At 60.0% G+C, this 21,676-nt stretch carries 20 protein-coding genes and 1 pseudogene; 16 read left to right on the forward strand and 5 right to left on the reverse strand.

What is annotated here, in order from left to right; translation table 11 throughout:
- Positions 1–33: 33 nt before the first annotated feature.
- Complete coding sequence (gene bglX, locus E3W21_RS06535; protein WP_134418836.1) at positions 34–2,325, reverse strand: beta-glucosidase BglX; 2,292 nt, start codon at positions 2,323–2,325, stop codon at positions 34–36.
- Between the two features lie 236 nt (positions 2,326–2,561).
- Between bglX and E3W21_RS06540 the strand changes: the two genes are divergently transcribed.
- From E3W21_RS06540 to E3W21_RS06555, 4 genes are all read left to right on the forward strand, one after another.
- Positions 2,562–3,173, forward strand: coding sequence for a LemA family protein (locus E3W21_RS06540; RefSeq protein WP_134418837.1), 612 nt, complete (start codon positions 2,562–2,564; stop codon positions 3,171–3,173).
- 43 nt (positions 3,174–3,216) lie between these two features.
- Positions 3,217–3,972, forward strand: a complete 756-nt coding sequence (locus E3W21_RS32125) for a YgcG family protein (protein WP_134418838.1) — start codon at positions 3,217–3,219, stop codon at positions 3,970–3,972.
- Between the two features lie 33 nt (positions 3,973–4,005).
- Positions 4,006–4,623 carry a TPM domain-containing protein gene (locus tag E3W21_RS06550; RefSeq protein WP_134418839.1) on the forward strand — a complete coding sequence of 206 codons (618 nt, stop codon included), beginning with the start codon at positions 4,006–4,008 and terminating at the stop codon, positions 4,621–4,623.
- 255 nt (positions 4,624–4,878) lie between these two features.
- A complete protein-coding gene (locus E3W21_RS06555) occupies positions 4,879–6,096 on the forward strand; it encodes an SAM-dependent methyltransferase (protein ID WP_134418840.1) in 1,218 nt (405 codons plus the stop codon).
- A 92-nt stretch (positions 6,097–6,188) separates the two neighbouring features.
- Here the strand turns inward: E3W21_RS06555 and E3W21_RS06560 are convergent, their stop codons facing one another.
- Complete coding sequence (locus E3W21_RS06560; RefSeq protein ID WP_046029420.1) at positions 6,189–7,079, reverse strand: DMT family transporter; 891 nt, start codon at positions 7,077–7,079, stop codon at positions 6,189–6,191.
- 330 nt (positions 7,080–7,409) lie between these two features.
- Between E3W21_RS06560 and E3W21_RS06565 the strand changes: the two genes are divergently transcribed.
- The 3 genes from E3W21_RS06565 to E3W21_RS06575 all read left to right on the forward strand — a co-directional run bounded on the left by E3W21_RS06565 (position 7,410) and on the right by E3W21_RS06575 (position 8,797).
- Positions 7,410–7,991 carry a DJ-1/PfpI family protein gene (locus E3W21_RS06565; RefSeq protein WP_129441869.1) on the forward strand — a complete coding sequence of 194 codons (582 nt, stop codon included), beginning with the start codon at positions 7,410–7,412 and terminating at the stop codon, positions 7,989–7,991.
- Between the two features lie 14 nt (positions 7,992–8,005).
- Positions 8,006–8,305, forward strand: a complete 300-nt coding sequence (locus tag E3W21_RS06570; protein WP_134418841.1) for a ribbon-helix-helix domain-containing protein — start codon at positions 8,006–8,008, stop codon at positions 8,303–8,305.
- A gap of 147 nt (positions 8,306–8,452) precedes the next feature.
- Positions 8,453–8,797, forward strand: a complete 345-nt coding sequence (locus E3W21_RS06575; protein ID WP_134418842.1) for a YegP family protein — start codon at positions 8,453–8,455, stop codon at positions 8,795–8,797.
- Positions 8,798–8,860: 63 nt separating this feature from the next.
- Here the strand turns inward: E3W21_RS06575 and E3W21_RS06580 are convergent, their stop codons facing one another.
- Positions 8,861–9,880 carry a DUF4917 family protein gene (locus E3W21_RS06580; protein ID WP_134418843.1) on the reverse strand — a complete coding sequence of 340 codons (1,020 nt, stop codon included), beginning with the start codon at positions 9,878–9,880 and terminating at the stop codon, positions 8,861–8,863.
- A 157-nt stretch (positions 9,881–10,037) separates the two neighbouring features.
- On the opposite strand from E3W21_RS06580, the gene yiaY reads away from it, so the two are divergent.
- Complete coding sequence (yiaY, locus tag E3W21_RS06585) at positions 10,038–11,186, forward strand: L-threonine dehydrogenase (protein ID WP_134418844.1); 1,149 nt, start codon at positions 10,038–10,040, stop codon at positions 11,184–11,186.
- Here yiaY and E3W21_RS06590 read toward each other — a convergent pair.
- Both E3W21_RS06590 and E3W21_RS06595 read right to left on the reverse strand, forming a co-directional pair.
- Positions 11,183–12,349 carry a multidrug effflux MFS transporter gene (locus E3W21_RS06590; protein ID WP_134418845.1) on the reverse strand — a complete coding sequence of 389 codons (1,167 nt, stop codon included), beginning with the start codon at positions 12,347–12,349 and terminating at the stop codon, positions 11,183–11,185. The genes yiaY and E3W21_RS06590 overlap by 4 nt on opposite strands.
- Before the next feature lie 21 nt (positions 12,350–12,370).
- Complete coding sequence (locus tag E3W21_RS06595) at positions 12,371–13,606, reverse strand: aminotransferase class I/II-fold pyridoxal phosphate-dependent enzyme (protein WP_134418846.1); 1,236 nt, start codon at positions 13,604–13,606, stop codon at positions 12,371–12,373.
- Positions 13,607–13,845: 239 nt separating this feature from the next.
- Between E3W21_RS06595 and E3W21_RS06600 the strand changes: the two genes are divergently transcribed.
- The 8 genes and pseudogenes from E3W21_RS06600 (at position 13,846) to E3W21_RS06635 (ending at position 21,568) form a co-directional block, all read left to right on the forward strand.
- Positions 13,846–14,754, forward strand: a complete 909-nt coding sequence (locus E3W21_RS06600) for a LysR family transcriptional regulator (RefSeq protein ID WP_134418847.1) — start codon at positions 13,846–13,848, stop codon at positions 14,752–14,754.
- Between the two features lie 255 nt (positions 14,755–15,009).
- Positions 15,010–16,203, forward strand: coding sequence for a CaiB/BaiF CoA-transferase family protein (locus E3W21_RS06605; protein ID WP_134418848.1), 1,194 nt, complete (start codon positions 15,010–15,012; stop codon positions 16,201–16,203).
- On the forward strand, positions 16,200–17,126 hold the full coding sequence (locus E3W21_RS06610) for a hydroxymethylglutaryl-CoA lyase (protein WP_134418849.1): 927 nt from the start codon (positions 16,200–16,202) through the stop codon (positions 17,124–17,126). Before E3W21_RS06605 ends, E3W21_RS06610 begins: the two co-directional genes overlap by 4 nt.
- Positions 17,104–17,232 (forward strand): annotated as a pseudogene (locus tag E3W21_RS31715) (DUF4381 domain-containing protein); the annotation flags it as partial. The gene E3W21_RS06610 and the pseudogene E3W21_RS31715, both read left to right, overlap by 23 nt.
- 81 nt (positions 17,233–17,313) lie before the next feature.
- On the forward strand, positions 17,314–18,645 hold the full coding sequence (locus E3W21_RS06620) for an MFS transporter (RefSeq protein WP_134418850.1): 1,332 nt from the start codon (positions 17,314–17,316) through the stop codon (positions 18,643–18,645).
- 370 nt (positions 18,646–19,015) lie between these two features.
- Positions 19,016–19,432: a fosfomycin resistance glutathione transferase gene (gene fos, locus E3W21_RS06625; RefSeq protein WP_134418893.1), complete on the forward strand. Its 417-nt coding sequence runs from the start codon at positions 19,016–19,018 to the stop codon at positions 19,430–19,432.
- A 62-nt stretch (positions 19,433–19,494) separates the two neighbouring features.
- Positions 19,495–20,133 carry a LysE family translocator gene (locus E3W21_RS06630; protein WP_129441883.1) on the forward strand — a complete coding sequence of 213 codons (639 nt, stop codon included), beginning with the start codon at positions 19,495–19,497 and terminating at the stop codon, positions 20,131–20,133.
- An 85-nt stretch (positions 20,134–20,218) separates the two neighbouring features.
- Positions 20,219–21,568 (forward strand): GGDEF domain-containing protein, encoded by a 1,350-nt coding sequence (locus tag E3W21_RS06635; RefSeq protein WP_134418851.1) that lies wholly within the window; start codon positions 20,219–20,221, stop codon positions 21,566–21,568.
- Positions 21,569–21,676 lie beyond the last annotated feature (108 nt).

Genomic DNA, 21,676 nt, shown 5'->3' on the forward strand with positions numbered 1-21,676 from the left:
GCTGCCGCAGGCTGCGATCTTTTGCTTTAAGGGTTACAGCAATTCGAAGCTCTGCTGCGTCACGTCCTGTGAATCCAGGCCGATCTCCACGTTGAACTTGCCCGGCTCGGCAGCGAACTTGAGCTGGGTGTTGAAGAACTTCAAGTCATCCTCGGTGATGGTGAAGTGCACGACTTTCTGTTCACCGGCCTTCAGCGTGATTTTCTGGAAGTTCTTCAGTTCCTTGATCGGTCGGATCATCGAGCCGGTCACGTCCTGGATGTACAACTGCACCACGGTTTCGCCGTCACGCTTGCCGGTGTTTTTCACCATGACGCTGGCGTCGAGTTTGCCGGTTTTGTTCAGCGTGGTCGACGACAGCGCCATGTCGCTCAGGCTGAAATCGGTGTAGCTCAGGCCGAAGCCGAACGGGAACAGAGGACCTGTGGTGTCATCGAAATACTGCGAGGTGTAGTTGCCCGGTTTGCCCGGCGTGAACGGCCGGCCAATGCTCAGGTGGTTGTAGTAGGTCGGAATCTGACCCACCGAACGCGGGAAGGTGATCGGCAATTTGCCCGACGGGTTGTAGTCGCCGAACAGCACGTCGGCGATGGCGTTGCCGCCTTCGGTGCCGCTGAACCAGGTCTCCAGAATCGCGTCAGCCTGTTCCTTCTCTTCGAGAATCGACAGCGGACGACCGTTCATCAGCACCAGCACCAGCGGTTTGCCGGTGGCCTTCAGGGCTTTGATCAAATCGCGCTGGTTAGCCGGGATGTTCAGGTCGGTGCGGCTCGACGATTCGTGGGACATGCCACGGGACTCGCCCACTGCTGCCACCACCACATCGGCATCCTTGGCGGCTTTCACGGCTTCGTCGATCAGCACTTGGGCCGAGCGCGGATCGTCCACCACTTCCGGTGCGTCGAAATTGAGGAAGTTCAGGTAATCCAGCACCTTCTTGTCGCTAGTGATGTTGGCGCCGCGAGCGTAGATCAGCGTCGATTGCGCGCCCAGTGCAGTGGTCATGCCGTCGAACAGGGTCACCGATTGCGCCGGTTTTCCGGCGGCGGCCCAGCTGCCCATCATGTCGATCGGTGCCTTGGCCAGCGGGCCGACCAGGGCGATTTTCGCGGTTTTCTTCAGCGGCAGGGTTTCGCCCTGGTTCTTCAGCAACACCATGCTGCGGCGCGCGACATCACGGGCCTCGGTGCGGTGCAGACGGCTTTCGGCGTAAGTGTCGGCCGGATCATCCTCAGCCTTGCCGATGCGCAGGTACGGGTCTTTGAACAGGCCCATGTCGTACTTGGCGGCGAGCACTTCACGCACGGCGTTGTCGATGTCGCTTTGCTGGATCTCACCCGCCTTCAACAGCCCCGGCAGCTCTTTGCCGTAGAGGGTGTCGTTCATGCTCATGTCGATGCCGGCCTTGATCGCCAGCTTCGCGGCTTCGCGACCGTCACGGGCAACGCCGTGTTTGATCAGCTCGAAAATCGCCCCGTGGTCGCTGACGGCCAGGCCCTTGAAGCCCCATTGCTTGCGCAACAGGTCGTTCATCAGCCAGGTGTTGGCGGTGGCTGGCACGCCGTTGATCGAGTTCAGCGCAACCATCACCCCGCCAGCACCGGCGTCGATGGCGGCGCGGTATGGTGGCAGGTAGTCCTGGAACATCTTGACCGGGCTCATGTCGACGACGTTGTAGTCGCGACCGCCCTCGACCGCGCCGTACAGGGCAAAGTGCTTGACGCTGGCCATGATGCTGTCGGCCGCGTTCGCGCCCGTGCCCTGGAAGGCTTTGACCATGACGCCGGCGATGCGCGAAACCAGGTAAGTGTCTTCACCGAAGCCTTCGGAAGTCCGGCCCCAGCGCGGGTCGCGGGAGATGTCGACCATCGGCGCGAAGGTGATGTCGAGGCTGTCCGCCGCGGCTTCCTTGGCGGCGATGCGCCCGGACAGGCCGATGGCGTCCATGTCCCAACTCGAGGCCAGGGCTATCGGGATCGGGAAAATGGTGCGGTGGCCGTGGATCACGTCATAGGCGAAGAACATCGGGATCTTCAACCGGCTGCGCATGGCCGCGTCCTGCATCGGACGGTTTTCCGGGCGGGTAATCGAGTTGAACGTGCCACCGATGTTGCCGGCTGCGATTTCCTTGCGGATCAGCTCCCGAGGCATTTCCGGGCCGATGCTGATCAGACGCAGCTGGCCGATTTTTTCATCGAGGGTCATCTGCTTCATCAGGTTGCTGACGAACGCGTCCTTATTTTCCAGAAGTGCGGGCGTCGTGGCGGCCAATACGGTATGACTGGCCAGGCTGACGAACAGGCCCAGCAAACACAGCTTCTTCATGAATAGTTTTCTCAAAAGCCTAAACGGCAGTGAATACGCGCCGGTCAGCCAAAATTTAGGGAGCGACTATTGTTGTTCAGGTAAATGCAGCACACTTCTGCGTGTTTTCGCGCTGGGGCATCTTTTAGCCCATTGGCTCGATGCAATCCAGTGGCGGCGGCAGATTATGCCCCAAGAGCCGGTTTCAAAGTTCGTAGGTTGTTTTTCAACGGAATGTGCAAGGGAGCATCAACCAGATGAATGTACGACACCACTATCGGTCGAGCCTGCAGGTTGCAGCCTTGATGTTGCTGACCACGCTGCTGGCCGGCTGCGGCATCAACACGATCCCGACCCTCGACGAACAGGCCAAGGCCGCCTGGGGCCAGGTGCAGAACCAGTACCAGCGCCGCGCCGACCTGATTCCCAACCTGGTGGAAACCGTCAAGGGCTACGCCAAGCACGAAGAAGAAACCCTGACCGCCGTGATTGAAGCCCGGGCCAAGGCCACTTCGATCCAGGTCGATGCCAAGACCCTCGATAACCCGGAAAAACTCAAACAGTTCCAGCAGGCCCAGGATCAGCTGACCGGTGCCTTGAGCCGTTTGATGGTGGTGTCCGAGCGTTACCCGGACCTCAAGGCCAACCAGAATTTCCTGGCCCTGCAATCGCAACTTGAAGGCACCGAGAACCGCATTGCCGTGGCGCGTCGGGACTTCATCCTCGCCGTGCAGAAATACAACACGGAAATCCGTACGTTCCCTGGTCGCCTGTGGCACACCGTGATGTACAGCGATTTGCCGATCCGCGAAACCTTCGAGGCCACCAGCCCCGATGCGCAAAAAGCGCCAGAAGTGAAGTTCAAGTAAGTATCGAGATGGGTTTGTAGCGTCACCACGGATGAGGTTGCCGATGCGCGTGTTGAAAGTTGGCCTGGTGCTGTTGCTGTGGGTGTTTGCCCTGACGGCCCAGGCCGAGTTGAAGTTTCCGGAACTGACCGGGCGGGTGGTCGATAACGCCCAGATGATCGAGCCTGCGGTGCGTGAGCAGCTGACGCAACAGCTTCAGGCCCATGAAAAAGCCACCGGCGAGCAGCTGGTGGTGGTCACGTTGCCGGATTTACAGGGCACCGACATTGCGGACTTCGGTTATCAACTGGGGCGCTACTGGGGCATCGGCCAGAAGGACAAGAACACTGGCGCGCTGCTGATCGTTGCGCGTGACGATCGCAAGCTGCGGATTGAAGTCGGTTATGGCCTGGAAGATCGGCTGACCGATGCGCAAAGCTCGGTGATCATCAATCAGGTGATCACCCCGGCGTTCAAGACCGGTAACTTCAGCAAGGGCATCAGCGACGGGGTCGCGGCTATGCTCGTGGTATTGGGCGGCAATCCGCTGGATGAGCCTTCCACGGTGTATGACTCCGGCGGCAATCAGGAAAGCGACTTCGTCTCACGGCATCCGGGGATCTTCGTGTTTCTGGTGATGCTGTTCATCCTGACGATGTTTGTCTGCCAGATGCTCGGGATCCTGCCTAGCGGCGGCGGTGGTCGAGGCGGTTCGAGCGGCGGGTTCGGCGGTGGAGGGTTTGGTGGCGGCGGTGGAGGCGGGGGCTTCAGCGGTGGCGGGGGCAGTTTCGGGGGCGGTGGTTCCTCGGGCGGCTGGTGATCACACAACAATAGCGAGTGGGCATTCTTAAACATGGCATTACTGACCGAACACGAACAACGCAAAGTTGCCGAGGCGATAGCCCGGGTCGAGCGCGACACCGACGCCGAACTGGTGACCGTGCTCGCGGCCCGCGCCGACGACTACGCGTACATCCCGCTGCTCTGGGCCAGCCTGCTGGCGCTGGTGGTGCCGGGTATCGTGCATTACCTCACGGGCTGGCTGACCCTGCACAGTTTGTTGCTGGTGCAATGGATTACGTTCATCGTGCTGTGCCTGGTGTTCCGCATTCCGAAAGTCACCACGCAACTGATTCCGCGCTCGGTGCGTCATTGGCGCGCCTCGAACCTGGCGCGCCGGCAGTTTCTGGAGCAAAACCTGCACCACACGGTGGGCAGCACCGGCATGCTGATCTTTGTCTGCGAAGCCGAGCGCTATGTGGAAATCCTGGTGGATGAAGGGATTTCCAAACGGCTGGACAACAAGAACTGGGATGGAATTGTTGCGGCGTTTACTGAGCAAGTGAAGCAGGGGCAGACCTTGCAGGGGTTTGTGACGTGTGTGGAGGCGTGCGGCGAGTTGCTCAAGGTGCATGTGCCAGTGACGCATGTGAGGAATGAGTTGCCGAATCGGTTGGTGGTGTTGGGCTAAAAGCCCTCGGCAACGACTCGTACTTTGTAGCAGCTGGCGCAGCCTGCGTTCGGCTGCGAAGCAGTCGTGAATTCAGGCGCTGCGGTCAATCAGGCAAACCATGCATACCGATTTTGCGACTGCTGCGCAGCCGAACGCAGGCTGCGCCAGCTGCTACAGATCGCACCGTTCGGGAAATTACCCGTGCCCTGCATCCACATCCCCCCTAAAATACCCGCCATTCCCCGATCCGCACCGCCCGAGGCCGTTTTTTCCATGTCTGTCACCGCCACTCCCGCCAGCCTCGTGCCGGATCACCACGCCCAGTTCATCGACCTGCTGCAATCCAGCCTTGACCAGAACGCCTTCATCAAACTGGTGCTGGCCAAGTACGTCGGCACTGAAGCGGACTTGCAGCGGCTGATCATCAAGCAGCTGACGGTCAAGGATCAGCCCTGCCTGTCCTTCGTCTACCGCTACAAGACGCGCGACATCACCAAGAATTTGCCGATTGCCGAGGGCTTAGCGACCATCGCCGCACTCTTGCCGGCATCGTTCAAAAATGCGCATTTGCTGTCGCTGACGGATGAAGCTCAGCTCGAATACAGCAAAAAGGGCAAGTCGTCGCTGTTCAAGAGCAAACCTCAGCAATTGCGTGAAGTGCCATCCGCCGAGCATAACCGCGAGAAGAACCGCTTTCTCGACCTGAGCCGGCCGTTCCTGGCCGACCTTGGTGTGACGAACAGCAAGCACGAGCTGATCCCGGCGATGTCGCGCAAGTGGAAGCAGATCAACAAGTTCATCGAAGTCTTCAGCCACGCGCTGACCACCTCACCACTGGCGTTGGACAAACCGGTTCAGGTGGCGGACTTCGGCTCGGGCAAGGGTTACCTGACGTTCGCGATCCATGACTACCTGCGTAACACCCTGAAGGCCGAAGGCGTGGTGACCGGCGTCGAGTTGCGCGAAGAGATGGTGGATTTGTGCAATGCCGCGGCCGCAAAGCTCGAGCATCCGGGGCTGGTGTTCAAGTGCGGTGATGTGCGCAGCGTCGCGCCGAGCGAGTTGGACGTGATGATCGCGCTGCATGCCTGCGACATCGCCACCGACTATGCGATTCACACCGGCATTCGTTCCGGCGCCTCGATCATCATGTGCTCGCCGTGCTGCCACAAGCAGATCCGCCTGCAAATCCAGAGCCCGGCGCTGCTCAAGCCGATGCTGCAATACGGTCTGCATTTGGGCCAGCAAGCGGAAATGGTCACCGACAGTTTGCGCGCGTTGTTCCTGGAAGCCTGCGGTTACGAGACCAAGGTGTTCGAGTTCATCTCACTGGACCACACCAACAAGAACAAGATGATCCTGGCGGTCAAACGTGCCGAGCCGGTTGATCCGGCCCAGCTGTTGGTGAAGATTCAGGAACTGAAGGATTTCTACCACATCAGCGAACATTGCCTGGAAACCCTGCTGCGTTCCGACGGTTATTTGGGTTAACGGCAAAAGATCGCAGCCTTCGGCAGCTCCTACATTTGGACGGCGTACGCCCTGTAGGAGCTGCCGAAGGCTGCGATCTTTTGATTTTATTTTCAGGCTGTAGCCACTCGTGCTGGCTTCACGGCGGTCTTGCGTCCCAACATCACGGTCACGATCACCCCGGCGGCAAACAGCCAGGTGATCGGCTCAATGTGTTCGCCGAAGAACAGTGCCGAAAAGGCGATGGTGAAGAAGATCTGTAGCAATTGGATCTGACTGACCCGGGCGATGCCGCCCATCGCCAGCCCGGCGTACCAGGCAAAGAAACCGATGAATTGCGAAAACAGCGAGACGTAACCGAAGGCCCACCAGGTCTTGGCCGAAATCTCGCCCTGATGTTGCAGCGCCAGGTACACCACCGGCCCGATCAGCAACGGCGTCGACAACACCAACGCCCAGCAGATCACCTGCCAACCGCCCATCTCCTTGGCCAATCGGCCGCCCTCGGCGTATCCCAAACCGCCCACGGCAATCGCGCCGAGCATCAGCAAATCACCGGCCTGAATGCTGCCGGCCCCGCTGATCAGCGCATAACCCAGCACCAGCGCGCTGCCCAGCGCAGCGCAGGCCCAGAAGGCTTTCGACGGTCGTTCGTGGGACAACCACGCGGCGTACAGCGCCACGCACAGCGGTTGCAGGCCGTTGACCAGTGCGCCGTGGGACGCCGGCAAGGTTTGCATGGCCCAGGCCGACAACACCGGGAAGCCGAGGATCACCCCGGCAATCACCAGGGTCAGGCCTTTGACCTGTTTCCACGTCGGCCACTTCTCCCGGCGCCACAGCAACAGCAACGCCGCCGGAACCGCCGCGAACAGCGCACGACCCAGGCCGTTGAGCAGCGGATGCAGTTCCTGCACGACGATCCGTGTGAAGGGCAGGGTGAGGCTGAAGATCACAACGCCGAGCAGGCCGAGGGCCATGCCGGTGTTTTCGCGCGAGGACATGATGGCAACCAGAATCGAGGGTGGCGGGAAGAGTCTTCATCTAGCCATAAACCGGAGGCGTTGCTCTGTTACAGCTAGGTGCAGAGTTATCCGTACAGTTGCGAGTAATGCTCGCAACGTAGGAGCTGCCGAAGGCTGCGATCTTTTGAACTTGATCTTCAACAATCTTCGAAATCGCTTAAAGATCGCAGGCTTCGCCAGCTCCTACACTGACCGCGTACAACCATCAACTATAGGTTGTCGTAGTAGCTGGTTATTACCCGACTCGCTGGATAAGGACTACCTTGAATACTCCTGCAGGCCCACGTATTTCCCAGAGGAGTCCTCCCCATGGCGGCTAAAAAAATTCTGATGCTGGTCGGCGATTACGTCGAAGACTACGAAGTGATGGTGCCGTTTCAGGCGCTGCTGATGGTTGGCCACACGGTGCACGCCGTTTGCCCGGACAAAACCGCCGGTCAGACCGTGCGCACGGCCATCCATGACTTCGAAGGCGACCAGACCTACAGCGAAAAACCCGGTCACCTGTTTGCCCTGAACTTCGACTTCGCCAAGGTCAAGTCCGAGGACTACGACGCCCTGCTGGTGCCGGGCGGTCGTGCGCCGGAGTACCTGCGCCTGAACGAAAAAGTCCTGGAACTGGTGCGCGCGTTCGACAATGCCGGCAAACCGATCGCCGCTGTGTGTCACGGTGCTCAATTGCTGGCGGCCGCGGGCATTCTTGAAGGTCGCGAGTGCAGCGCCTACCCGGCCTGTGCCCCGGAAGTGCGCCAGGCCGGCGGTACGTTCATCGATATCCCGGTGACGGAAGGTCACGTACAAGGCAATCTGGCTACTGCGCCAGCCTGGCCGGCGCACCCGAGCTGGCTCGCCGGTTTCCTCGGGTTGCTGGGCACCAAAATCACGCTGTAACGAGGGACCTTTCCATGTGCGAGCTCTACGTCAAAGCCGATCCGATTCTCTACGAATCGCGCTCCCGCTCGCTGCGCATCTGCGGGGTGGTCACCACCCTGCGGCTGGAGAATCAGTTCTGGGACATCCTCAGCGAAATCGCCGAGGCCGACGGCATGACCACCAACCAGTTGATCGCCAAGTTGTATGAAGAGGTGATGGACTACCGCGGCGAGGTGGTGAATTTCGCCTCGTTTTTGCGGGTCAGTTGTACGCGGTACCTGAGTCAGCGACGGATTGCTCCTCCACAGATGAGCGTGGTGCGGTCGGCCTGAACATCAAAAGATCGCAGGCTTCGCCAGCTCCTACAGAGGTACGCGATCCCATGTAGGAGCTGGCGAAGCCTGCGATCTTTTGATCTTGCGGTTGAGGTGGTCTTTACTCTGAAGCGCGAAACCTCTCAATTGCCAAGGAGAAACAGCATGTCTGGATGGTATGAAGTGAGCAAAAGCAGCAATGGTCAGTTCAAATTTGTACTGAAGGCCGCCAACGCGGAAACCATTCTGACCAGCGAGCTGTACACCACCCGCGCTGCCGCTGACAAAGGCATCGCGTCGGTTCAGAGCAACAGCCCGAAGGATGAACGCTACGAGAAGAAAACCACCAAGGATGGCCATCCTTACTTCAACCTCAAGGCCGGTAACCACGAGATCATCGGTAGCAGCGAGGCTTACACCTCCGCTGCCGCGATGGATAAAGGCATCGCCAGCGTGAAGGCCAACGGGCCGACCACGGTGATCAAGGACAAGACCTTGCCGGTGCTCTAAATCCTCCCTTCAAGTCCTACCATACAAGCGAACCTGCTCGCGAAGGCGTCAGCGGCGTCGCCGCTAAACCTCAACCGGGACTGTGAGCTTCGGGCTGCCCAACGCATGCGTCTTCGAATCAAAAAACCGCAACTCACTCCCGGTTCCTTCAAAAACCTTCGCGTAGTGCCGCTTCTGGTGCTGAATGAACGCCTTGCTGCGAGGATAAATCGAGATCGCCACCACCTGCGGTTTCGCCTGGCGCAAGGCGTGAATGATGTGGCTGTCCTGCTCACCCAATGCATGACCGAACAGGCACAACCCGTCGCCATGGCCAAGTAACTGGTCGTAGCAGAATGACAGATAGTCCGAGCTGCGAATGGTCTTGAGCTTGTCCTGCGCCGGACCTTCATTGACGAACAGCGGCACGTCGTCGAGGGTCTTGATCGTGTTGTTGATCGCGAAACTGCCGAGCAACGTGCCCTCGGTCGACATCAGTTTGCGCGCCGTGCCGTCCTGATTCCGCACCAGATGCAACCCGCCATGCAGGTAAAGCAGGCGGGTTTTATCGGTCGCCGTGGCGCTCAGATCGAAGCTCGGCTCTGCCCCCTGAAACAGGTCGCTGATCGCATCAGGCTGGTGCTGGAGCGCCCAGGAATTGAGCAGGTCGTAGTTGGTGGTGAACACGGTCCGGTAGCAGCCCAGTTCCTGATTGATCGTCGCCAGCGTCGAAGGCACCACCAGCCGCCACGGGATGTGCACCGCGTGCACGGTGTTGATCAGCGCTTCCTTGATCGCGTAGTAACGATTGCGTGGTGCGGCGGAACTCACAGCCAGGGCCTTGTTGACCCGACTGGTGGTTTTCAGCGCACTGAGCACCTGCTCGAAGCTGCGCGTCTGCATCGCGTCGAACACGCTCAGCTCGGACTGGCTCAGGGGTTTTTCTTCGACGGTGCGGGCGTTTTCGAACAGCGAGTCGTAGCCGAAGTCGTCCCACACGGCGCGACTGGCGCCGTTGCCTACCAGCAGGCCGCTGAACGAGGCGGTGGCGCGCAAGGCGTTCCAGTCTTCAAGTTGGGCATCAACATCCTGGAAATCGGTCATTGCGGTCAAAGTCTCAAAGCAAAAGGTCTTGATGGGCGGCGACTTTATCACGACCAAGACTTGAGCCAGATCAAGTTACTGCGTGACCGATAGGTCGATCCTGTGGGTACCCGCTGGATCGGCGCTGCCGATTTGGCCTCAGCCAGGAGACTCGCTCATGAGCAGCACGTTTTTCATCCCCTCCGTGAACATCATGGGCATCGGTTGCCTCGACGAAGCCATGGACGCCATTCGCAAGTACGGTTTTCGCAAGGCGCTGATCGTCACCGACACCGGGCTGGCCAAGGCGGGTGTAGCGAAGATGATTGCCGAGAAACTGGCGATGCAGGACATCGATTCGGTGATTTTCGACGGCGCCAAGCCTAACCCGAGCATCGCCAACGTCGAGAGCGGTCTGGGGCTGCTGAAAGAAACCCGCTGTGACTTCGTGGTGTCCCTGGGCGGCGGTTCGCCCCATGACTGCGCCAAAGGCATCGCGTTATGCGCGACCAACGGCGGGCAAATACGCGATTACGAAGGCGTCGATCAATCCACCCAGCCGCAACTGCCGCTGATCGCCATCAACACCACCGCCGGCACCGCCAGCGAGATGACCCGTTTCTGCATCATCACCGACGAATCCCGTCACGTAAAAATGGCCATTGTCGATCGCAATGTCACGCCGATGCTGTCGGTCAACGACCCGGCGTTGATGGTCGCCATGCCCAAGGGCCTGACGGCTGCCACTGGCATGGACGCACTGACCCACGCCATCGAAGCCTACGTTTCCACGGCGGCCAATCCGATCACCGATGCCTGCGCACTGAAGGCGATCACGTTGATCAGCAACAACCTGCGCCTGGCCGTCCGCGACGGCAGTGACATGGCCGCGCGGGAAAACATGGCGTACGCGCAGTTCCTCGCCGGCATGGCGTTCAATAACGCATCCCTGGGTTATGTCCACGCCATGGCTCACCAGTTGGGCGGGTTCTACGACTTGCCGCATGGTGTGTGCAACGCGATCCTGCTGCCTCACGTACAAAGCTTCAACGCGCTGGTTTGCGCCGATCGCCTCACCGATGTCGCCCTTGCGATGGGCGCCGATGTTCACGGTTTCACCCCGGAAGCGGGCGCCCAGGCGGCCATCGTGGCGATCCGCAGTCTGTCCAAAGACGTGGAAATTCCCGCCGGTTTGCGTGAGCTCGGCGCCAAGCTCAACGACATCCCGATCCTCGCCACCAATGCCTTGAAAGATGCGTGTGGCCTGACCAACCCTCGCGTAGCGGATCAGCGTCAGATCGAGGAGATTTTCCGCAGCGCCTTTTAGGAAGTTTTACGACCGGGCGCGAGCATCACGCAGAGCATCGCGCCCAACGCCAGCAAGGTACACAGCAGTGAAAGCGGCCATGCTTGCGGGCTCGCGATCAAACTGGCGATCCCGCCGATTACGGCAGCCATCAGTTGATGAATGAAACCGCTCAACGCCATCGCATACGCACCGCCGACCGGCGAACCGTCATTGGCCAGGGACAGGCTGATCGGATAAGTCAAAGACTGGCCGAACACCGCAACGCAATAGGGCAACCAGAACAGCAGCGCCACTGAAGTACCCGCGAAACTCCCCAGCAACATCACCGCGCTGCCGACCAGCACCAGCCCTACGCCCGCCGTCATCAACCCGCGTTGACCGGTGCGAAGTACAAAGCTATTGACCGCCAAAGCCCCCAGAAAATACGCCGCGCTGATCGGCCAGCCCAACAACCCGTATTCCACGGCCGACCAGTTGAACGGTCCTTGCAGAATCAGCGGCGCTGCGGTGTTGAACGCGACAATCACCCCGTACCCAAGGCCGCCGGTGAGGGCCGGTAACAGAAAGGCTCGATGACGCAAAATGCGCCAGTAACTCGGCCAGGCGGATGACGGGGCATTCTCCTCGGCTAGCACCGGGAACGTAACCCGAGCCACGACCAGCCCCATCATCAGACTCACAGCACCCAACAGGTAGAAAATCGCTGGCCAGCCCAGCGCCACCTGGATGATCGACCCCAGGTATTGACCGATTCCCAGCGCCACCACAAAGGAAATCGAAATCCAGGAAAACGCCTTGGCCAACAGGTCGCCGCGGAAACTGTCGCGGATCAGCACCCGGGCCATGACCGAAATGCCGCTGGCGCCAATGCCCTGAACCAGTCGAAACGCCAGGAACGATTCAAGTGTCTGGCTCAGGGGCAAGGCCAGATTGCCCAGCCCGTAGATGCCCAGCGCGGCGAGCAGAACCGGTTTTCGGCCGATGCGCTGGCCCAGGCTGCCCCAGAACAACATCGGCAACGCCATGCCGATCAGATACACCGCCAGCCCCCAGGACACCTGCGAGGCGTCGGCGGACAGATCACGGGCCATGTCCGGCAGCGCCGGCAGGTAAATGCTCATGCCTAATTGGGCGAGAAAAACCGTGCAGCAGGTGACGAGGAGGGTGGTGCTGCTCTTCATTGAATCTTCCCTGATTTCAGTTCAACAGCCGATGTCCCGGCCTTGAGTGCGTAAAAGCTCGGTAATGAGTTCACAAAAGTGGCGGATCAGCGTCGGCTCCATGTCGGCGCGCAGGGTGATTCTGATGGCCGCCTTGCCTTGTGCGACCACCGGAAAAAACACGGCCGAGGTGAAGAAGCCGTGATTGGCCAGTTCCATGGCGATGTTGTTGGCCAACGCTGCTTCGCCACAGTTGACCAGTCGAATGGCCATGTTGCTGTTGTGTTGATCGGTGCGTATGAGGCTGTCGAACAGCCGGATATTAACCTGAAGTTTTTCCTGCAACGCGGCAAATTCCGGTGTGCGATGAAGCAGGATGGACGCTCTGCCCGCGCCAATGGCTGCACTGTTCAGGCTTTGCGACCAATTGCTGGGGCCGCCGTAACGGGCAATGAGCTTCTTCTGCCGTTCATTGCCCAGCATTACCAGACCACCGCTGGCGCCAAACGACTTGGCCAACGAGGCGACGATCAGGCAGTCATCCTCCAGTGCGTGCAACCTGGGGCGCACGAGGCCAGCGCCCATTGTCCCGACGGCGGACAGCGCGTGGGAATCGTCCAGGTAGAGAAACAACCCATAGCGGTCCTTCAGATACAAAAGACTGTCCAGGTCTGCGACCCCGCCCATGCTGTAGGCGCCGTCTGCGACATACGCGACGGTGCGGTGCTGCTGGCACTGCTTCTCGAGAAAATCCATGTCGTTATGAGGGCAGGTCACGACCGTGGTTTCATCGGCGCAGGCGGCTTTGAGGTGATTCATCGAGTAATGCGCCAACCGGTCGAAGACCATCACGGGAGGGCGGTTTTCCGTGAACACGCCGCTGGCCAGCAACGGCAGGATTCCGGCACTCGCCGCACTGCACGACAAGGTGCTCAGGCAACTGGCGCCGAACAACTCGGACAGTTCGGTTTCGTACTGTTCCAGAATTGCCAGCTTGCAGCGGTTCTTTGAGTTGGCGACGCGAAGGGTGCCGGTTTCCCACAGGGTATTCATGGCGCCGTCGAGAATATCGGGATGGTGATCCAGGCCCAGGTACGACGTCGTGCAGAAATGATGAAACGCGCGCCCGTGCTGATCGAGCATTCGGTTGGCACTTTTGATTTCGACGTTAAGCCCCGAAATTTTCCCGGCTTCAGCGCTCTCCCAATCGTGATCGGCCAACGCAATGACTTTGCGGTAGTTGGTGTAGCGGTTTGCCGCGTGTGCTGTCTGGTCCATGTGAAGATGACTTTCCTTGAGTGAAACGATCCATGGGGTTGTTGCAGTTCGTGTGTGTTTCCAGACTTTACAGAGCGGGGCAGAGGCTTTGAATCGGCTGTTTCCGGTATGGCTGAGTGTTACAAGAGATTTATGCGTAGGGCGATGCCTCGTGATGCTGTGGGCTAATTGCTTTGCCGAATCGCGTGGAAACCGGGCTATCCTGCCGACTCAGTCGAACAGAAGTCATCGAGCCCTCCATGCTGCAAAAAAGCCTGATCCGCCGCCTCGACCTGATCACTCTCCAGCTGTTTGTCGCCGTTCATGAGGAGGGCACGCTGACCCGTGCCGCCGCGCGTGAAGCCATCGCCGTGTCGGCGGCCAGCAAGCGGCTGATGGAGTTGGAAGAAGCGCTGGGCATCAGTCTGTTCGTGCGCCAGGCCAAGGGCATGACCCTGACGCCGGCCGGTGAAACCTTGTTGCACCATGCTCGGCAGATGCTGTTCAACGTCGAGAAAATGGGGCTCGAACTGGGCGAACACAGCCACGGTATCCGCGGCTATGTGCGGATGCTCGCCAACCTGTCGGCGATCATTCAGTTTCTGCCCGAAGACCTGCGGGACTTTTCCGAGCGTCATCCTCAGGTCAAGACCGACCTCGAAGAACGCCCCAGCAGCGGGGTGATTCAGGGTGTGCTCGATGGCGTGGCCGACCTTGGGATCTGCTCCAGTGACAGCGACGTCAAGGGTCTGCACAGCGTGCTTTATCGACAGGACAAACTGATGGTGTTGATGCTGCCCGATCATCTGTTGGCGAGTCGTTCCAGCCTGGCCTTCGCCGATACGCTGGGCAGCGATTACGTCGGTCTGCATTCCGCCAGTTCGATCAATATGCGTACCCACGCAGCCGCGCGAGAGGCCGGCAAAGTGCTGCGGCTGCGGATTCATGTACCGGGTTTCGACGCCATGTGCCGGATGGTCCAGGCCAACATGGGCATCGGCATCCTGCCGCAAAAGGCCTATGAACTGTTTGGCCGTGCGTTGGGTTTGCACGCGGTGCCGTTGACGGATGACTGGTCGGATCGCGCGTTGGTACTGGTGGTGCGCGATGAAGCGGCACTGTCGCCGGTGAGCCGGATGTTGTTTGAGCAGTTGCGCGGGCAGGTCTGATCATTCTCGATTGGATGGACTGGCCTCATCGCGAGCAAGCTCGCTCCCACGGTGGATCTTCGGTGTGACATAGATCGAGTGTGGGAGCGGCGGTGCGACGATTCGACTTGCTCGCGAAGGCTGACCTGAGGTCGCAGTAATCTTCCAGACCGTTCGCGTTTCGCGAACGCTCGTTGCCAACTGAAGGTTGGATTCCAGCCCCCGTGGTCCTCTAGCCTTGGCTCATATTCCAAGAACAACATGAGGTACCCCGCGATGACTGCCCCCTTAAGTGCAATCAAAGTGATCGAGATCGGCACGCTGATCGCCGCGCCGTTCGCCGCGCGCATGCTCGCCGAGTTCGGCGCCGAAGTGATCAAGATCGAAGCCATGGGTCAGGGCGACCCGCTGCGCAAATGGCGCAAGCTGCACGAGGGCACGTCGCTGTGGTGGTACCTGCAATCGCGAAACAAGAAGTCCCTGGCACTGAATCTGAAATCCCCCGAAGGCATTGAACTGGTCAAGCAACTGGCGACCAGCGCCGACGTGCTGATCGAAAACCTGCGCCCCGGCGCCCTGGAGAAACTCGGTCTGGGCTGGGACGTGTTACACGCCCTCAATCCTAACCTGACGCTGGTGCGTATTTCCGGTTATGGGCAGACCGGCCCGTACCGCGATCGTCCTGGGTTCGGCGCCATCGGCGAGGCCATGGGCGGGATCCGCTACACCACCGGCACCCCCGGTTCACCACCGGCCCGGGTGGGCGTCAGCCTCGGTGATTCCCTGGCTTCGCTGCACGCGGTGATCGGTGCCTTGATGTCGCTGTTGCGGGTCAAAACCGGGCAGGGCGGGGGGCAAGTCGTCGATGTGTCGCTGGCTGAAAGTGTGTTCAACGTCATGGAAAGCCTGGTGCCGGAATACGACATGCTCGGCCATGTTCGTGAGCGCAGCGGCGGGGCCTTGCCGGGCATCGCGCCGTCCAACACCTATCTGACGGCCGATGGCGCCTACGTGGTGATCGCCGGCAACAGCGACCCGATCTACAAACGCTTGATGGACGTCATCGGTCGCCGTGATCTGGCCGATGCGCCGGAGTTTGCCCATAACGACGGGCGTGCCGCCAAGAGCAACGTGCTCGACGCGGCGATCACTCACTGGACCAGCAGCCTGCCGATCGACGATGTGTTGTTGGCACTGGACGCTGCCGAAGTCCCGGCCGGGCGCATCTATTCAGTCGCCGACATCGTCGCCGATCCGCACTATCAGGCGCGGGACATGTTGCTCAACGCCGACCTGCCCGGCGGCGCCACGGTGAAGATGCCCGGCATTGTGCCGAAAATGTCCGAGACTCCCGGTGGCGTGAACTGGTCCGGACCTACATTGGGCCAGCACACCGACGGCATTCTCGCGGGACTGGGCCTTACCGGTTCGGACATCGAACGGCTGAAAGCTCAAGGGGTGGTGCAATGATCACTGATTTTTCCGAGACCCTGATTGTTCAGGAAGTCTCCCCTCGCGACGGCTTGCAGATCGAGCCGACCTGGGTCGAAACCGTCGACAAGATTGCATTGATCGATCAGCTGTCGCTGGCTGGTTTCAGCCGCATCGAAGCTGGCTCGTTCGTTTCGCCCAAGGCGATTCCGGCGCTGCGCGACGGTGAGCTGGTGTTCAAGGGCATCGCCCGGCAACCGGGGGTGATCTACGTCGCGTTGATCCCCAATCTCAAAGGCGCGCAACGGGCGCTGGCGACGGGGGCCGACGAGTTGAATCTGGTGATGTCCGCCAGTCAGACCCACAACCTGGCCAACATGCGCATGCGTTGCGAAGCCTCATTGGCCGCGTTCGGCGAGATCGTGCAATACGTTCGCGGAACGAAGGTACGACTCAACGCCAGCATCGCCACCACCTTCGGCTGTCCGTTTGAAGGCAAGATCGACGAGGATCGCGTGCTGCAAATCGTCGAGGCTTATCAGGAACTCGGGATCCAGGGCATTACCCTGGCCGACACCACAGGCATGGCTAATCCGCGGCAGGTTGATCGTCTGGTGCGGCGGGTCTTGCAGCGAGTTTCACCCACTGACTTGACCCTGCATTTCCACAACACTCGCGGGCTCGGTCTGTGCAACGTACTGGCCGCCTATGAGGCCGGTGCCCGACGCTTCGACGCGGCACTGGGCGGGCTCGGCGGATGCCCGTTCGCGCCGGGTGCCTCCGGCAATATCTGCACCGAAGACCTGGTTAACCTGTGCGATGAGATCGGCATTCACACCGGCATCGATCTGCCGCTGTTGCTGCAACTGTCGCGAGGATTACCCGCACTGCTGGGCCACGAAGTGCCCGGTCAGTTGGCCAAGGCCGGACGCAATTGCGATCTGCATCCAACCCCGTCCTGACCAAACCGAATCCCCTGTGGGAGCGGGCTTGCTCGCGAAGGCGGCGTGTCAGTCGACATCAATGCTGAATGTCAGACCGCATTCGCGAGCAAGCCCGCTCCCACAGTAAAAGCATTCATACCCGAGCATCTCAACCAGACAACAAAAACAATCGGACACCCACGGGCAGTCCGCCTGGAGAACCATCATGAGCCTTAATGTACTGGAGGCGGGCGCGAGCCCGTCCGTTAGCCACGACGAAGAAAAAGCCCTGGTCAGCAAAGTCGCCTGGCGACTGATGCCGCTGATCATGGTCTGCTACCTGTTCGCGTTTTTCGACCGCATCAACATCAGCTTCGCCAAGTTCCAATTGCAGACAGACCTGAGCCTGAGCGACACCGCTTACGGCCTCGGCGCCGGGCTGTTCGTGGTTGGTTACGTGATCTTCGAAGTGCCGAGCAACATGATGCTCTACAAGGTCGGCGCCCGGCGCTGGATCGCCCGGATCATGATGTCCTGGGGCCTCGCCACCGCGGCCATGGTCTTCGTCAATAGCGAATGGCAGTTCTACGCGCTGCGCTTCGTCATTGGTGCGATGGAAGCAGGTTTCGCCCCAGGCGTGCTGTATTACCTGACGCTGTGGTTCCCGCAGCACTATCGCGGGCGCATCACTTCGATGTTGTTTCTGTCGTCGGCGTTTGCCGGCCTGGTCGGCGCACCGTTCTCCGGGCTGGTGTTGCAGCATCTCGACGGTTTTATGGATATGCGCGGCTGGCACTGGCTGTTTCTGCTGGGCGGCGTGCCTTGCATTGGCCTCGGCTTGCTGGTGCTGACGTTGCTCAAGGACCGCATCGAAGACGCTCACTGGCTGACACCGTCAGAGAAGACGCTGCTGGCCAGCCGTATCGCGCACCATGAACCGCACAAGAGCGGTGGCTCGTTGCTCGCCGCACTGCGGATTCCGGGTTTCCTGACCCTCGGGCTGATCTACTTCCTGATTCAGGTGGCGTCCTACGGCTTGAACTTCTGGGCCCCGCAACTGATTCGCAGCGCCGGAACAGAGAGCCCGGTGATGATCGGTTTGCTGACCGCCATCCCTTACATCTGCGGCGCGATCAGCATGGTGGTGATCGGGCGGTTGTCCGACTCGACTGGCGAGCGGCGCAAGTTTGTCGCAGGTCTGGTTGCGGTGGGCGCGGTAGGGTTCTTCTGTGCGGGGATCTTCGCTAACCACACGACCTTCCTGATTGCCGCGCTGGGCTTGCTCGGTGCCGGGATCATCGCCTCCATCCCGAGCTTCTGGACCCTGCCGCCAAAACTGCTGGCCGGTGCTGGCGCAGGGGCTGCTGGCGGGATCGCGGTGATCAACACCCTCGGCCAGTTCGGCGGCATCGTCAGCCCGGTGATGGTGGGGCGGATCAAAGACCTGACGGGCAGCACCACGCCGGCACTGTATGTCATCGGCGTCGCTGCGCTGATCGCCGTCGCGCTGCTGCTGTGGGGGTTGCCGCAGAAGCTGCGCACGCTCGACAAGTTTTAAAGGTTTCACAGGCTACGCCAGTTTCTGCATCGACCACGCATCCCTGTAGGAACTGGCGCAGCCTGCGATCTTTTGATCTTCAATACGTCGCGATAAAGTCATCTGCCGCGCCACCAACTCCAAGTGATCCAGCGCCACCCAACGCAACGGTGTCCACTTAAACGCGGTATTTCAGGCTTGCGAAATCACCGCTATCCGCTTCACTCAGCGCTTGCTGGATTTCGTCGAACATCAAGGCCTGGCGTGCTGAGTGTCTGTGCGATATGTCTGTTGTATGAAACGCATCGCTGTGTCTTTTGGTTTTAGGCTTTTCCACTGCTTTTACGCTCCAGATACCGTTGGTTCAGAAAATACCCTTGAGGAAATAAAATTGCTAACAGGCCTCAACCACCTGACCCTCGCCGTCACCAACTTGAACCGCAGCGTGGCGTTCTATCACGATCTGCTGCAACTTCAGCTTGAAGCTACGTGGGACACCGGCGCCTATCTCTCGTTGCCGGGCCTTTGGCTGTGCCTTTCCCTCGATCCTCTGCGCAGCCCTGAGCCTGCCGTCGATTACACTCATTTCGCCTTCAACATAAGCGCAACAGACTTTCCGTTCCTCGTCGAACGCCTGCGATCCGCCGACGTCCAGGAATGGCGTGATAACCGGAGCGAAGGCGCATCGTTCTATTTCCTCGATCCGGACGGTCACAAGCTCGAAGCCCATGTCGGTAATCTCGAATCGCGTCTGGCAGCCTGTCGGCAGCGGCCCTATGCGGGAATGAAGTTCTTCGACGATCAGTAAGTCGGGTCCCGGAGACCTGAGATAGACTTGCGTGCATTCACCCCGGCTCAACAGGACTTCCAATGACCCCATCGCTGCTAATGGCTGTTCTCGCCTCGGGCTTTATCTACGGCATCACGCCGGGGCCGGGTGTGTTGGCGGTGTTCGGCATCGGTGCGGCGCGTGGCCGGAGGGCCGGGGCGGGGTTTCTCTGCGGGCATTTGCTGGGGGATGTGGTCTGGTGCAGCACCGCGCTGATCGCGATTGTCGGTGCGCGGGAAATCGGCAGTACCGCGTTCGATGTGCTGGGAGTACTCAGCGGGCTGTACCTGTTTTGGCTCGGTCTGCGTGCGGTTCGCGCTCGTCGCAGCAGTGTCGAAGCCCCTCAAGGCCCGGCGCGGCAGCCGTTCTGGCACGGCATTCTGTTTGGCCTGACCAATCCGAAGGCTTACCCGGTGGCGGTAGCGACTTTTACGGCGCTGCTGTCCAGTCGTGCCGAATTGCTGCACTGGTCGATGCTGCCGTGGCTGATTGTCCTGAGCTTCGTCGGTGGCCTCATGGCCTACGCTATCCTCATTGGCATTGTCGGTGCGCGGCAGGTGCGCATGTTGTACCAGCGCCATGAGCTGTTGATCACCCGGTTGTGTGGGGTGATGTTTATCGGATTCGCCATCAATGCCCTGGCGCATGCATTGCCGGGGCTGGTGACGAACAAGGCGTGAGGCTGATTGCAAGGAGGCGTCAGTTGTACTGATGGGTCAGGGAGGGTTCTTTATTGCTGCATTGGCCGGACACGCTCACCGCACTATGGCAACCAGAAATTCCGCGCCGTTGGCGAGCTTCATCGATCTCTTGCTGGACGCCGTCTGTGCGGTCGACAAACAAGGTCGCTTCGTATTTGTCAGCGCGGCGTGCGAGCGTATTTTCGGTTATACCCCAGAAGAGCTGATCGGCCAGCCGATGATCGACCTGGTGCATCCCGCCGATCGTCAGCGCACCCTCGATGCCGCGCGGGAGATCATGGGTGGCGACCCAAAGCTCAATTTCGAAAACCGCTACCTGCGTAAAGATGGCCGAGTGGCGCACATCCTCTGGTCGGCGCGCTGGTCGGAGGTCGACCAACTGCGCATCGCCGTGGCACGCGACATCACTGAGCGCAAGCAGGCCGAATCCCGACAAGCGGCGTTGTATGCGATTTCCGAAGCGGCCCACGCGGCGGAAGATTTACTGGCGCTGTTCAAACGCATCCATTTGATTATCGGAGAATGGCTGCCGGCGCTGAATTTCTCCGTGGCGCTGTATGACGAACACTGTGCACAGCTGAATTTCCCTTATCACGTGGACGACCTGGAGCTGCAACCTGAGCAGCCCGGAACGATCACCGGACGTCTCTGCGCCGAGGTGATTCGCAGCGGTCAGCCGATTCTGCTGACCCCGGATCAGGACAATTTGCCGGAAGGGTTTGAGGCGCTGGTCGCGGGCCAGCATTCGCCTTGCTGGCTGGGTGTGCCGTTGAGTTCACAAAACGGCACCATCGGTGCGCTGATCGTTAAAAGCGTGCCCGGTGGTGAGCGCTACACCGAACAGGACAAGGAGCTGCTGCAATACGTTTGCGCCCAGGTCGCCACAGCGATTGAGCGCAAGCAATTGCATGCCAGACTGCAGCGCATGGCCCAGTACGACCAACTGACTCAACTGCCCAACCGAGAGTTACTCCGTGACCGGCTTAAAGACTCACTGACGCTGGCGCGGGCGGATTCCGGGCGTATGGCATTGCTGTATGTCGACCTCGACCGTTTCAAAGAAGTCAACGACACCCACGGCCATGCGGTCGGCGACATGCTGCTGCAAGCGGTCGCCAATCGGCTCAAAGGCTGCGTGCGCGAAACTGACACGGTGGCGCGCATTGGCGGTGACGAGTTCGTGGTGTTGTTGCACAGCATCCGCGCCTCGGAAGACGCCGACAGCGTGGCGGGAAAAATCCGACAGGTCCTGGCTCAACCCCTGCGTCTGGACGGCCACAGTCTGATCATCCAGATGAGCATCGGAGTTGCGCGATACCCCGACCATGGCACTGAAGAAAAGCAGTTGTTCCGGCATGCCGATGAGGCCATGTACGCCGCCAAGCGCCAACATCACCAGCGCCTCGGGGCTTGAAAAATCTGCCACCGTTCGTCGCGGCGATTTCAACTTTTCTAAACCTTTGCGGCGATCGAAATTCTGATTCTATGCGGGCTCCTGCTCGCCGCGATCATCACCAAGAGG

It is taken from the genome of Pseudomonas sp. F01002, from assembly GCF_004402115.1.
In the GTDB taxonomy this organism is placed as follows: Bacteria; Pseudomonadota; Gammaproteobacteria; order Pseudomonadales; family Pseudomonadaceae; genus Aquipseudomonas; species Aquipseudomonas frigoris.

What these genes read in the sequence shown, in the direction of transcription:
- E3W21_RS06580 (WP_134418843.1), bottom strand. Translation starts at nt 9,880, where the DNA reads ATGACCGATTTCCAGGATGTTGATGCCCAACTTGAAGACTGGAACGCC.
- E3W21_RS06630 (WP_129441883.1), top strand. Translation starts at nt 19,495, where the DNA reads ATGACCCCATCGCTGCTAATGGCTGTTCTCGCCTCGGGCTTTATCTAC.
- yiaY (WP_134418844.1), top strand. Translation starts at nt 10,038, where the DNA reads ATGAGCAGCACGTTTTTCATCCCCTCCGTGAACATCATGGGCATCGGT.
- E3W21_RS06550 (WP_134418839.1), top strand. Translation starts at nt 4,006, where the DNA reads ATGGCATTACTGACCGAACACGAACAACGCAAAGTTGCCGAGGCGATA.
- E3W21_RS06600 (WP_134418847.1), top strand. Translation starts at nt 13,846, where the DNA reads ATGCTGCAAAAAAGCCTGATCCGCCGCCTCGACCTGATCACTCTCCAG.
- E3W21_RS06560 (WP_046029420.1), bottom strand. Translation starts at nt 7,079, where the DNA reads ATGTCCTCGCGCGAAAACACCGGCATGGCCCTCGGCCTGCTCGGCGTT.
- E3W21_RS32125 (WP_134418838.1), top strand. Translation starts at nt 3,217, where the DNA reads ATGCGCGTGTTGAAAGTTGGCCTGGTGCTGTTGCTGTGGGTGTTTGCC.
- E3W21_RS06595 (WP_134418846.1), bottom strand. Translation starts at nt 13,606, where the DNA reads ATGGACCAGACAGCACACGCGGCAAACCGCTACACCAACTACCGCAAA.
- bglX (WP_134418836.1), bottom strand. Translation starts at nt 2,325, where the DNA reads ATGAAGAAGCTGTGTTTGCTGGGCCTGTTCGTCAGCCTGGCCAGTCAT.
- E3W21_RS06610 (WP_134418849.1), top strand. Translation starts at nt 16,200, where the DNA reads ATGATCACTGATTTTTCCGAGACCCTGATTGTTCAGGAAGTCTCCCCT.
- E3W21_RS06620 (WP_134418850.1), top strand. Translation starts at nt 17,314, where the DNA reads ATGAGCCTTAATGTACTGGAGGCGGGCGCGAGCCCGTCCGTTAGCCAC.
- E3W21_RS06570 (WP_134418841.1), top strand. Translation starts at nt 8,006, where the DNA reads ATGTGCGAGCTCTACGTCAAAGCCGATCCGATTCTCTACGAATCGCGC.
- E3W21_RS06590 (WP_134418845.1), bottom strand. Translation starts at nt 12,349, where the DNA reads ATGAAGAGCAGCACCACCCTCCTCGTCACCTGCTGCACGGTTTTTCTC.
- E3W21_RS06605 (WP_134418848.1), top strand. Translation starts at nt 15,010, where the DNA reads ATGACTGCCCCCTTAAGTGCAATCAAAGTGATCGAGATCGGCACGCTG.
- E3W21_RS06565 (WP_129441869.1), top strand. Translation starts at nt 7,410, where the DNA reads ATGGCGGCTAAAAAAATTCTGATGCTGGTCGGCGATTACGTCGAAGAC.
- E3W21_RS06575 (WP_134418842.1), top strand. Translation starts at nt 8,453, where the DNA reads ATGTCTGGATGGTATGAAGTGAGCAAAAGCAGCAATGGTCAGTTCAAA.
- E3W21_RS06635 (WP_134418851.1), top strand. Translation starts at nt 20,219, where the DNA reads ATGGCAACCAGAAATTCCGCGCCGTTGGCGAGCTTCATCGATCTCTTG.
- E3W21_RS06540 (WP_134418837.1), top strand. Translation starts at nt 2,562, where the DNA reads ATGAATGTACGACACCACTATCGGTCGAGCCTGCAGGTTGCAGCCTTG.
- E3W21_RS06555 (WP_134418840.1), top strand. Translation starts at nt 4,879, where the DNA reads ATGTCTGTCACCGCCACTCCCGCCAGCCTCGTGCCGGATCACCACGCC.